We start from the raw sequence: 12,868 nt of genomic DNA on the forward strand, positions 1-12,868 counted from the left end.
CTATGCGTCTACGCGAAGATAACTGATAAAGGCATATTTCCTTAAATGAAAACTTTCCATCGAGCCAAAGCTCGATTAACAGCCAGGATCTACTATGAGCAAAAAAATATTAAATGCTTTCTCTGCTGTGTTTGGCAAATTAAATTGGAATAGCCCTCCCTGGCTGAGTTATCTAAAAAATAAATCGAAGACGTCCCCCAAAAAATTCTGGGGGGGAAGTTTGCTCGCCCTGCTCGTCTTATGCGCTGCGGGATATACGGCGCATTGGTATAAAAACCAGCCTCAACCAATATACACCATCGCAGAGATTACACCTCCTGCCATTACGCCAAATGAAGAAACATTGGTTCCAGGAAATTTAGTTATTGATTTTGGCGTAAAAAATAAGAATGGATTTATTAATAAATCTGTTGCCCCTTTAAGCTTAGTTGGCCAGACCATAACCAAAGGTATTGAAATGTTACCAACAATTCCAGGTACCTGGAACTGGAGCAGCGATAGCCAATTAACCTTTGTCCCTACTGAAGACTGGCCTGCAGGACAAAAATATACAATTAAGTTTGCACCAGACTTTTTTGCAGCTACAGCGAATATGGAATCTCTTACTTATTCATTTTCTACCCAACCACTCATCGCTAAAATCGCTGAGTTTAAACTCTATCAAGACCCGGTGCATGTAGAAGTAAGAAAAGCCGTTGCTACTATTGAATTCAACTTCCCCGTAAACCCTGAAAGTCTAGAAAAAAATACGGCTTTAGCATTCCAAACCCAAGAAAAAGGAAAAACAGGGAACACCACCGAATCGCTTCCCTTCTCTTACACTTATGATCAGCATAAACGAATTGCTTACTTAAACTCAGACACCATTAATATTAAAGATGTTGCCCGCTTTTTACGATTAGCACTAAATAAAGACATAAGTTCATTAACTAAATCAGCAACATTAAATAAAGAGTTATCTGATAAAATCTTAATCCCCGATGCAAATGGCTTCCTTAAAGTAACCTCCGCATCAGCTTCTATTATCAGAAATGAAAAAGACCGCCCTGAACAAATTCTGACGGTTGAAACAACTTTAGGTATTAATGAAAGCGAATTTAATAAATCAGTGCATTTCTACTTATTACCTAAAGATCGTCCCGCTACTGCCGCTGAACCTGCAAAAGAAAATTATCAATGGCAAAATCCAGGGGAAGTAACCCAAGATATTTTGGCATTAGCCACTCCATTGACCAAAGAAGCTCTACCAACTGAGCAAAACTATTCAACATTGCATAGCTTTAAATTCACGGCAAAAACGCCCAGCTACATTTTCGTTAAAATCGATAAGGGCATGAAGGGATTTGGCAACTTTAGCCTGAGTAATGGATATGTTAGCGTAATACCTGTTCCAGTCCTACCTAGAGAAATCAGCTTCTTACATAAAGGTTCTCTACTTGCTTTAGGCGGTGAAAAGAAACTATCCGTGTTAGTGCGTGGCGTGTCTGCAGTCAAATTTGATTTTGCACGTGTGCTGCCTGACAATGTAAACCAACTCGTCACGCAGACTCAAGGTGACTTTAATAACCCCTACTTTATTAATCCGTCATTTAATCAACAAAACATTAGTAAAATTTCTAGTGATGTTCAGCAATTTGATACTTCTGACTTAGCGAAACAGCAATATACTGCCTTAGACTTTAGTAAATATCTTGCTACAGAAACAAATACTTCAGGCCCTCAAGGATTATTCCTCTTACAAGCAACTGAGTGGGATACAGCCCGTAACATCCCTCTGGATGTCAAAGCCAGTCGCTTAATACTCATTACAGACCTTGCCCTATTAGTTAAAGATAATAATAACGGCAGTCATGATGTGTTTGTAAACTCCATTACTCAAGGAGGTCCAGTAGCTAACGCCATCGTAACCGTTTTGGGTAAAAATGGCCTCCCTATTCTATCTCGAGTTACTGATGTCCAAGGACGTGCAAACTTCCCAACCCTAAAGGACTTTATTGAAGATAGAGAACCTACAGTATATCTAGCACAACTAAATAATGATGTTTCATTTATTCCGTTTAATAATACCAATCGTCAGCTAAATTTTTCCAAATTTGACGTTGGTGGGCTGTATACTTATTACAGCCAAGACATGCAAAGTTTAACAGCGTTTCTGTTCTCTGATCGCGGTATTTACAGACCGGGGGACACAGCACATATTGGCATGATTGTGAAACAAACCTTTGCACAGTCCCAACCCGCAGGCTTACCCTTGCAGATCACCATTGTTGATCCACGCGGTACCACCGTTAAAGATGAGAAAATTACCCTAAATGATTTAGGCTACATGAACCTTGATTTTACTACCAATGCAAATGCTCCTACCGGCCAATACACAGTGAATTTGTTCTTGGTTAAGGATAATCACCCACAAAATATATTAGGCTCTACTTCTCTGAAATTTTCTGAGTTTTTACCTGATAGAATGCGAATTAACACCAGCTTATCACCGAAGCCAGCTACAGGCTGGAGTTCTCCGGAAAACCTTAAGGGTGAAGTAAGCTTGTGGAATCTTTATGGAGCCCCTGCTGCAAATCGAACAATCAGTGGTAAAATTCTGCTGGTCCCCCAAAAAGTACAATTTTCCAAATACCCAGACTATGTATTTGCTGATCCCTTAATCGATCCGAAAAAACCAGCCAAAGTATTTACTGAAGCCTTGGCGAATACCAAAACCAATGATAAAGGTGAGGCTGAGTTTGATTTAAATCTTGGCCGTTTTGAACAAGCAACCTATCAACTAACGTTCTTTGCAGAAGGCTTTGAAGCCGATGGTGGTCGTAGTGTAACCAGTCAGGTTCAAACACTAGTCAGCCCGCTGCCCTATTTTGTAGGCCATAAAGCCGATGGCGATCTATCATTTATCAAACAAAATTCGGCTCGCTCAGTTAATTATATTGCCGTAAATCCTGAGTTGAATAATGTAGACGTAAGTGACTTGAAAATACAATTGGTTTCCTTACATCCAGTTACGACTTTGATTAAAAAGCCTGATGGTACTTACCAATATCAATCAATAATTCAATCCAGTATTGTTAGCACCACCCCGTTTACTATTGGCAAACACGGTACAAACTATACGTTACCAACACAAACCATTGGTGACTATTCACTAAGTGTTCTTGGAAAAAACGATGCCGTACTTAGCCAATTAAAACTCAGTATTGTGGGTGCCAGCCAACAGCCTTTGGCAAAAAATGCTGAATTATCAATTAAACTAAATAAATCTGAATATCATGCCAATGATGACATCGAAATTCAGATTACTGCACCCTATACCGGTTCCGGATTAATCACTATAGAGCGAGATAAAGTTTATGCTGCTCAATGGTTTAAAACTGATACCACCAATTCAGTGCAAACCATCCGTATCCCTGCTGATTTTCAAGGAAATGGGTACATAAATGTGGCCTTTATACGTGACTGGAATTCTCCGGAACTCTTTATTAGCCCGTTAAGCTACAGCATTGCACATTTTGCGGTAAATCATGATAATCATAATGTTACAATTGACTTAAAAACGGCAGCAGTTTCTCGTCCTGGTGAGCCATTGACTATTGAGTACCGTACCGATAAGCCCGGAAAAATCATTGTGTTCGCAGTGGACCAAGGAATTTTACAGGTTGCCCGTTACTCAACCCCTGACCCGCTTGCCTTCTTCTTCCAAAAACAAGCGCTTGAAGTATTGACCGAACAAACTGTGGATCAGATTATTCCTCAATTTATTCAATCTCGAGAGTTGTCAGCGATTGGTGGTGATGATGGCGAAGAAAATATGGCAAGTCGCCTCAACCCATTCAAACGTAAAACTGATTTGCCTGTAGTGTTCTGGTCTGGCCTTCAGGATGCCGACAGCACCCCACGTCAGCTTGTTTATCAAGTTCCAGATTATTTTAATGGCAGTATTAAAGTAATGGCCGTGGCTGTATCAACTGATTCAGTCGGCTCTAAGGATGCCTCTGCGGAAATTCGCGGTGATTTTATCATAAACCCTAACGTGCCAACCTTTGTGGCCCCTGGTGATGAGTTTGAAATATCTTCATCCATTGCCAATAACATCAAAGGTTCCGGAGAACATGCTTCAGTTAACGTGGATTTAACCACCTCACCTGAAGTTGAGGTTATTGGTGCCTCCTCGCAAACTTTAGACATTACTGAGGGTAAGGAGCAAACGGTTCACTTCAAATTAAGAGCCAAATCATTATTAGGTTCTGCAACCGTAGGATTTAAGGCAACAGCAGCGGACAAATCGGGCAGTATGAGTGCCACTTTGAGTGTCAGACCAGCAACGCCATTAATGACCTATATTGATAGTGGTAAATCTAAAGATGCGCAAAAAACTTTGGATATTATGCAAAGCTTTTATCCCGAGTACCGTAATGTAAATGCCACTATATCTACCAGCCCATTAATTCTGGTATTTGGATTACAACGGTATTTAGATAATTATCCTTATGGTTGCACAGAGCAATTAACCAGCAAGGTCATGCCCTTATTAGCAATGAACAATCAAACGGGTTTTACGAGTGAAACGAAAGAAATCACGAGCAAAATTAATGCTACCATACAAATGCTAAGCCAACGTCAAATGTCTAGTGGTGGATTCAGTTATTGGCCCGGCCTTGGCGATAACCTAGGAAATGATTTTGCTTCCGTTTATGCAATGCATTTCTTAACTGAAGCAAAAGCTCAAGGGTTTACTGTGCCTAATGATCTCTTTTTTAATGGGATTAATTACTTAAAAACACTGGCAAGCCAAAATGTTGAGGATTTGAATGCAGCACGAATTCAGGCTTATGCAATCTACATTTTGACGCGTAATGAAATTGTTACAACAAACTACATTACAAATTTGCAATTGTATCTGGAGCAGAATTATGCCAAGCAATGGAATAATGACATTACTGCGGTTTATCTTGCAGGCACCTATCAACTGCTGCAAAGTCATGAAGAAGCAAATCAACTGATTGGCCGATACAAACCACAGCTTGATCTGTCTTCTGATACAGACTTCTACGACAGCAATATTGCGGATGCACAATACCTTTATATTGTGGCCAAGCATTTCCCCAATTTATTGCCTCAAGTAAGCGACACCGTGTTAATGCGCTTGATTGATGCGATTAATAATAATGAGATTAATACCGTATTATCAGGATATGTCAGTCTGGCTTTGGGAGCCTATCCTCAAAATACGGCGATTAATACGTCCTCAAACTTATCGATGAGCAAAATCTTGGCTAATAATGAACAGATTCCTGTACCGGTTAATAATGCCAATTACCAAAAGGCTTCTTTGGGTACAGATACCAAGCACATTCGTTTTGAAAATCCGGCTAAAGAACTGTTCTTTTATCAGCTCATACAATCAGGATTTAATACGGTTCTTCCTAAAGAGCCAGAGAAATCAGGCCTTGAAATCTTTAGGGAATACCGCGATGCTCAGGGGCATGCAATCACCTCTACCACCTTAGGTAGTGAAATTGAAGTTCATATTCAGGTTCGCACTTTAGAAGTAGATTATTTAACCAACATTGTTATTGAAGATCTACTGCCAGGTGGTTTTGAAGTGGTGCGTGATTCTGTAAAACTAAATAATATGGATTATTTCGATGTACGCGAAGACCGAGTTAATTTCTTTGGTGGTTTGAGTAGTACCGCAACGGAATTAGTTTATAAAATTAAAGCAGTCAACATTGGTACGTATACCGTTCCTCCGGTGTTTGCTGAGGCGATGTATGATCCGAATACTTTTGGTCGTGGGACTGCTTCGACCATTACGGTAACGGCCGGAAAGTAAAAAATTTAATAATACCCGTATTATGACTTCGTCTAATACGGGCCACACCAGACTAAAAAAAAACATTGTTCTCATTTATTGGTCTACACTTTATATTGAACTTGTATGTTATACAGGCAAGATAATAAGGATATTGACACAAACCACTTATATGAGGTTAACATGAAAAAAATGGAATCAATTAAACTTGCTACGCCTAATGATCTGGCACCGAAAGATCGACGTATTATTGCCCAAGTAATTAACCCACTCGTAGCAGACACTTTTGCCTTATATGTTAAAACGAAAAATTATCATTGGCATATGTCTGGCCGTCATTTCCGTGATTACCATTTATTACTTGATGAGCAAAGCGATCAGATTTTTGCGATGATTGATGTATTGGCTGAGCGTGTACGCAAGCTAGGTGAAGAAACCATTCATTCAATCGGTCAAATTAAAGAATTACAACATGTTAAAGACGTCAACTCAGTATTCTCTGCTGAAGATATGCTGCGTGATTTAATGTTGGAAAATAAAAGCTTTTTAACCCGCATGCGAGCTGCTCATGAAATTTGCAGCGAAAAAAAGGATGTGGCAACAACTAGTCTTTTAGAAAATTATATTGACGAGACCGAAAGAAGGGTTTGGTTCTTATTTGAAACTGTAGGTTCATAAAAACCAGGCGTTCACGAGGTATGTAAATTCCGTCATTGCAACGAAGCAACCCATGAGTTCGAAACACAGAGCCTTGGGTTGCTTCACTTCATTCACAATGACGATGATCTGTGAACACCTCTGGTTACTTCTACAACCAAAATGTCCGCACAAATATATACAACAGTGCCATTCCAATTATAGGAATAATCACAAATCCTAAAAATACATGGATTTGAATTCTATTTTCTGCTGATGACTGGTAAAACTTTTTAAACCGTTTTAATAAAGACATTTTCTATACTCCCAGATAAATTCCTTGATACTTCATTGTGTATATCGTCTACGAGTGAAAGCATTCTCCTCGTATAAATTGTAAACTTTCCGTAACTTAAGCCTCCCGTTTAAATGCATCAGGATATTTATCCCCTTTCACTGCATTTACCGGAACCAATTGCTCTAATAATTGCAAATCCTCTTCGGACAACACCAGATCAAGAGCCCCTAAATTATCCTCCAGGTAACTTAAACGTTTCGTCCCAGGAATGGGGATCACCTTAGTAGACTGAGCCAAAATCCAAGCCAAGGCTAACTGGCCTAAGCTACATTGCTTTGCTGCGGCCATTTCGTTTAATTTCATAATAACCACTTGATTCGCATTAAAATTTTCACCTTGAAAACGAGGCAATAAATGACGAAAATCATCAGCAGCTAATTGAGACATATTCGCGATTGCGCCGGTCAAAAATCCACGTCCCAAAGGGCTATATGCCACAAAACCAATACCCAACTCCTGGCAGGTAGGTATAATTTCATGCTCAGGATTACGTTCCCATAGCGAATATTCTGTTTGTACCGCTGCAATGGGATGAACTTGAGCTGCACGTCGAATAGTATCAGGTTTTACCTCAGAAATACCGATATAACGCACCTTGCCTTCTTTTACTAATTCAGCCATCGCTGCAATTGAATCCTCGATGGGCGTCAGCTTATCAACCCGGTGTAAATAATATAAATCAAGGACCTCCGTTGCCAACCGTTTCAAACTAGCCTCACAGGCTTTTTTAATATAAGCAGGCGAGCCATTAATAATATAGTCTCGTGGCCCCCCTCCTGCTTGTTTAGCAAATCCCACTTTAGTCGCCAAAATTATGCGATTACGCTTGCCTTTTATTGCCTTAGCAATAAGCTCTTCATTATGCCCCCAACCATACATGTCCGCCGTATCCAAAAGCGTGACACCTAACTCCAGCGCACGATGAATGACTTCAATGGAATGTGTATCGTTCGCGGGGCCATAAGAGGTCGACATCCCCATACAACCAAGCCCTATTGGGCTAACCCAAGGTCCATTTTTACCTATCTGTCTTTGTTCCATAACAAAGGGTTCCTAATATTTAAAAACAATCATCTCACCGGAAATTGCAGAAACACGTGGTCCGGACAAAATAAATCCGGAAACATTCAAAGGCTCAACCGCCGCAACAGAGACAGGCTCATGTGCTATCTCTTGATTTTTAAAGGCACGCAAGGACTCAACAGCATAAGGTAAAGCAAATTGCTCGCGTAAATGAGGCTACACTTTTCTTCAATAAAAACCAAGGTATAGAGTTTCGAACTAGTTCTGCGGTGAGTTACACATTTTTGAACATCCAATTGATAGATACCGCGGACAGGCCGCGGTAATTCGAGAGAAACCAAGCAACACTAAGCTCTACTTTCTTTTATCTGATTTTGGCTTCTCGGCATGCTTTTTCATTTTATCAGGATGATGAGAAGCATGTTGTTGATCATGGCGTCGCGCATCTTGTGATTCATTCTTAAATTTATTGTCTTTGGACATTTCCTTTTCTCCATAAGATTAAAATAAGATTAAATTGCGTACTACAGACATAAATTTAGATGGTATTGTGGGAAAAAGCAAATTAAAATGTCGGGTTGGCAGAATAAGTAGATCTTGACTTATAAAGGCCGAATTACCGCGGTCAAGCCGCAATAATTCGAGTGAAAGTCAGTTTCAGGCAAATATATCAAATTTCAACCACAATCTTACCTATAGCCTTCCCAGACTCCATTAACTTATGAGCCTCACCTATATAACCTGCCTTAACTTTAGGAATAGGAACTTCCTCTGTTTTAAAAACGGAATAATCACCAAATGATGATATAGTTTGTGCTTTCATAGCGCTCCTAATAACTTAAGCTGTTAATTCTTCTTGAATTTTTTAATTTGCATGAGGTAATCGTTCTTTAAAATGTTTGCGGCAAGTAGATGAATATAAGTTATTTCCGCCAATCAACACCTGATCACCCTCAGTAATCGCTTCGCCCTGCTCATTAAGTCGTAAAATCATAGTGGCTTTACGTCCACAATGGCAAATTGTTTTAATTTCAACCAGTTCATCAGCCCAAGCGAGTAAGTATTGACTGCCTTCAAATAACTCACCACGAAAATCAGTCCGCAAACCATAAGCTAAAACGGGAATACCTAATTTATCAGTAATTTCTGTTAATTGATAAACTTGGTCACGGGTTAAAAATTGCGCTTCATCAATTAAAATACAAGCGTATTTTTGCTGTAAGTTGGTTACCATTTTATACAAATCATCAGACGCATTAAAAACAAGCGCCTTTTCAGATAAACCAATACGCGAATGGACCGTACCTGATTGATAACGATCGTCAATTGCCGGAGTAAACAGTAAAGTTTGCATCCCACGTTCGTGATAATTATAACTTGATTGTAGGAGTACGGTGCTTTTCCCAGCATTCATTGCTGCAAAATAAAAATAGAGTTTCGCCATCTTCGTTTTTGTTTTTTTGACCAGAGAATTATTATATCATTACCTCTCATGCGCACGACATGATTTTAAAGGAATTCAATTTATGAAAATCATTATTGGTGGTGGAACAGGATTAGTTGGACGCTCTTTAATTGCCGAATTACAGGGAGGCCAACATGATTTATGGGTTGTGGGCCGCAATAAAGATAAGATAAAAAAAATATTTAATAATCAGGTAAATGCAACCACTTGGGATGAGTTATCACAGTTAAATCCTGGGGAGTTTGATGCAATAGTTAATCTCGCAGGTGAAAATATTGCCGACCACCGTTGGTCTTCTAAAATCAAAAATAAATTATTATCCAGCCGTCTTGAACCAACCAAACAATTTGTTCTATGGGCTAAAAATGCCTCGAAAAAACCTCATTTATATAATGCCAGTGCTATTGGCATTTATGGTTTACAAAAAGAATTAGCCAATGCACATGAGGCCTATACTGAAGAAGGCAATCTCAACGCATCGGAACGTAGTTTTTCCAATCATTTGGTTAGCCAGTGGGAGCAAACAGCGCTTCAAGGAATGCAGTATGATATACCCGTAACCATCATGCGCTTTGGTGTTGTACTCAAACAGGGTGAAGGGATGTTAAAAAAACTGGAATTGCCCGCTCGATTTGGAATGGGGGCGGTAATCGGCACCGGAAAACAGCCGCTAGCCTGGATTGATCATAGTGATTTAGTTAATGCCATTTTATTTCTTATCAGCCATCCTGAAATCACAGGATCAGTAAACTTGGTAGCACCAGAACTAGTATCTCAAAAAACCTTTAATAAGACTCTTGCAGAAGTATTAAAAAAACCAGCATTTCTTCATGTACCAGCGTGGCTAATTCAAATGCTTTTAGGCCAGATGGGTGTTGAATTACTTTTATCTGGGCAATCCGTAATTCCAGCTCGCCTTACAAAGTATCACTTTGATTTTAAATACCCTACTTTATTGCATGCATTAACAAAAGAACTTAAAAAAAACAACACTTTTCCATCAAAATAAGACCGTATTGAATTATTTTAAACCTTTTCATGCCATAGCCACTGTTTTTTATTTTGTGTAACGAAATCTATTATGAACAAACTAAGAACCTTGATATAAAATAAATCAACAAATTGGAGTACATTCTACCGAGGCCAACCTGAGCAATTACAATAATTATTAAAATCTGTTTTTGAGAGGAGGAGCACCCTCCTCCCCCTCAAGAGTTTATTAAGTACCTTAATTGGTTTATCCAATTAAACCAGGTAAATGCCGATGTCGGGCATCGCCCCAACCTACTTAACTTAATGGCCGTCAAACCACATCAATTAGGAGCATTTCTTCCCTTATTAAGTAATCCCAGCCCCTTATCACGCATTGGACTTACTTTTGAAGCACTATGACCATGTTCTATATTTTCTGCTTGATGATGTTTTGCTTTCTCATCAGCGACCCGTGGTTCTTGTTTCATAGCTTGTGGAGAATGAGGCATTGCGGATTTGCTGTGCTGAACTACAGGCTTATCAGCATTTTTCTCACTTTTTTTCTCAGCTGCTTTAGCAACAGTTTTAGTGCTTGGTTTTGCAGCAGATTTAGTATAAGCAGCAGTTTTCTTAGCTGCAGGTTTAGCAGGCTTTGGGGTTGCTTTGCTTGCTGTTGAACTCGCCTTTTTTGCTATTGAACTTGCTTGGTTCATTATGTCTTTCGCAGTTTCTTCCGTGCGATGAGATACTTTTATCCAATGATTTTCTAAAATACTAAAAGTATCACGCATGTAATCAAGGGCCATATGACTGTTACGAATAAACATATTCATGTTTCGTTCTAAGAGCTCTTCTGGTTTTTTTATGCTAAAAAGCTCACCAGGTTTCATATAGGAAAAGCTTTGCATCGTTTTAATATTTAGATCCATTAATTTTTGTAACGGAAATTCCATATTACTAAATTCTTTTTGATCAAAGTGAACGTTTTTCATTATTTCTCCCTATGCGGCAGTGCACAACTCAAGATTAGTAATCCTATATCAATTTGTCAAATCTAATAGACCATGAATATTATTTTTAATATTTTCCGTAATCCGATCCGTTTGAGGCTGAGAAAATAATCCCCATCGTTTCGTAAAAAGATAATTAACTCCTACCACAAGTCCATACCCCACTACTAAAAGTCCAATCACAGCAGCAATCTCACTAATTAACCATTGAAGATCGCGATTATCTTGAAAGAACGGTCGATGTTTATCTATTTTAGCGAAACAACGCTGACTGTATAAGGGAAGAAGTAAAGGATCCGGGTTTTTCATAAATTCATTAGTATATTCGGTAAGTTTATTATGTAATCTTTTAACACGACCTGCTATTTCAATAAAACCTCGCGCTACTAAGTCCCTTTCCTTTTCCTTTAAATCACGTAACAATTTATTAATTAGTCTAAGCCGATGCTCATAATGATGCAGTTTTACTTTTGAAAAAGTTTGTATTGTTTCTAACTGATACATTGGACGGGAAACTGTTGAAAACAATTCAATCGCCTCCTCCAGTGAGGAACGAGCATCAGGCTCCTCCTGCAATAATCCATTTAGACAATTTCGAATGATCGCCTCATCACTTTTAAACAGATGGGCACCAGTACAGGTAAATAAATGATGATTCTTCGCCATTTGCTTCGTCTCAGGCCAAGACCAAGATCTTCTATTATTTAGATAATAATTGGTATAAGAATCACCCCAGACATAGCTCAATATTCTCCCAACCGCATAAGCATCTGATTTTTCAGAATATTTTACCGGAGCTATAAAGGACTCAGGCGAACGATACGCGGGTGTTCCCACAACACGTGCGTCCTGATTACCCTTCGACATAGCGCGCCCATAATCAATAATTGCAATTTGGGGTGGGCTTTTTTTCATATCGATAAGCATATTTAAAGGTTTCAAATCGCGATGCACGATCCGCTTATCTGTGACTTGTGATTTTACCGCATGCAAAATAGCAAAAGTAATGTCGAATCGTTCTTTTACTGTGAGTCGGCCATGGCGACCCTTATCCCACAAAAGTGCTTCTAAAGTACATCCTTCTGCCTTATCCATAAGCAAGTAACTTTTTTTACTATTATCTTCAAAAACAAAAACTGGTGGTTTCACTTGCAGATAGTCAGCACGTCTTAAAAATTGATACTCCGCCTCAACTAATGCTCTTCGTTCATGGTGCATATGATCTTCAATTTTAATTACTTCCTTGGCATTACGGTTTAAAACAGGCTGATGTTTTTTAAATTGTATTGTACCCAAGACAGGATATACCGCCCCATAAAATCCTTTACCCAGAGGATCTTGTGTTGTATCAAAAATGGCAAATTGCCCTTCAGTCTGCTCCGACTTTAACAATGAATGTGTAAAACAAAATCGATACTTAATATTTTGATACGTATGCTCGTAACAATGCTCCTTATTCCACAAAGTTCCTATTTGTGCATTCTTAAAAAATTCCGCCAAGAGCTCCAAACACTGAAAGTCAAATAAAGCGGACTCTATTTTCAAGGGGTTTACCGTAATTATCTTAGAGTAAGTCATAAAAAATC

The 12,868-nt window shown here is 39.0% G+C and carries 9 protein-coding genes; 3 read left to right on the top strand and 6 right to left on the bottom strand.

Going from position 1 to position 12,868, the window contains the following annotated elements; all coding sequences use genetic code 11:
- Positions 1-94 precede the first annotated feature (94 nt).
- Positions 95-5,839: an alpha-2-macroglobulin family protein gene (locus tag ACQY7T_RS11675; protein ID WP_428413619.1), complete on the top strand. Its 5,745-nt coding sequence runs from the start codon at positions 95-97 to the stop codon at positions 5,837-5,839.
- Positions 5,840-6,001: 162 nt separating this feature from the next.
- The gene (locus tag ACQY7T_RS11680; protein WP_428413621.1) at positions 6,002-6,496 is read left to right on the top strand and encodes a Dps family protein; all 495 of its coding nucleotides are present in this window, start codon (positions 6,002-6,004) and stop codon (positions 6,494-6,496) included.
- Positions 6,497-6,866: 370 nt separating this feature from the next.
- Here ACQY7T_RS11680 and ACQY7T_RS11685 read toward each other — a convergent pair whose 3' ends face one another.
- The 4 genes from ACQY7T_RS11685 to ACQY7T_RS11700 form a co-directional block, all read right to left on the bottom strand.
- Positions 6,867-7,853 carry an aldo/keto reductase gene (locus ACQY7T_RS11685; RefSeq protein WP_428413623.1) on the bottom strand — a complete coding sequence of 329 codons (987 nt, stop codon included), beginning with the start codon at positions 7,851-7,853 and terminating at the stop codon, positions 6,867-6,869.
- Positions 7,854-8,189: 336 nt separating this feature from the next.
- Positions 8,190-8,318, bottom strand: a complete 129-nt coding sequence (locus ACQY7T_RS11690; RefSeq protein WP_428413625.1) for a hypothetical protein — start codon at positions 8,316-8,318, stop codon at positions 8,190-8,192.
- Between the two features lie 187 nt (positions 8,319-8,505).
- Positions 8,506-8,658 (bottom strand): hypothetical protein, encoded by a 153-nt coding sequence (locus ACQY7T_RS11695; RefSeq protein WP_428413627.1) that lies wholly within the window; start codon positions 8,656-8,658, stop codon positions 8,506-8,508.
- Between the two features lie 42 nt (positions 8,659-8,700).
- The gene (locus tag ACQY7T_RS11700) at positions 8,701-9,279 is read right to left on the bottom strand and encodes a thymidine kinase (protein WP_428413629.1); all 579 of its coding nucleotides are present in this window, start codon (positions 9,277-9,279) and stop codon (positions 8,701-8,703) included.
- Positions 9,280-9,361: 82 nt separating this feature from the next.
- Between ACQY7T_RS11700 and ACQY7T_RS11705 the strand changes: the two genes are divergently transcribed.
- Positions 9,362-10,309, top strand: a complete 948-nt coding sequence (locus ACQY7T_RS11705) for a TIGR01777 family oxidoreductase (RefSeq protein ID WP_428413631.1) — start codon at positions 9,362-9,364, stop codon at positions 10,307-10,309.
- 304 nt (positions 10,310-10,613) lie between these two features.
- On the opposite strand, the gene ACQY7T_RS11710 is transcribed toward ACQY7T_RS11705, so the two are convergent.
- Together ACQY7T_RS11710 and legK1 are read right to left on the bottom strand one after the other, a co-directional pair.
- On the bottom strand, positions 10,614-11,264 hold the full coding sequence (locus ACQY7T_RS11710; protein ID WP_428413633.1) for a hypothetical protein: 651 nt from the start codon (positions 11,262-11,264) through the stop codon (positions 10,614-10,616).
- Between the two features lie 48 nt (positions 11,265-11,312).
- Positions 11,313-12,860, bottom strand: a complete 1,548-nt coding sequence (gene legK1, locus ACQY7T_RS11715; RefSeq protein ID WP_428413635.1) for a Dot/Icm T4SS effector kinase LegK1 — start codon at positions 12,858-12,860, stop codon at positions 11,313-11,315.
- Positions 12,861-12,868: the final 8 nt, after the last annotated feature.

Origin of the sequence: Legionella sp. (genome assembly GCF_965140895.1) — a bacterium.
Classification (GTDB): domain Bacteria; phylum Pseudomonadota; class Gammaproteobacteria; order Legionellales; family Legionellaceae; genus Legionella.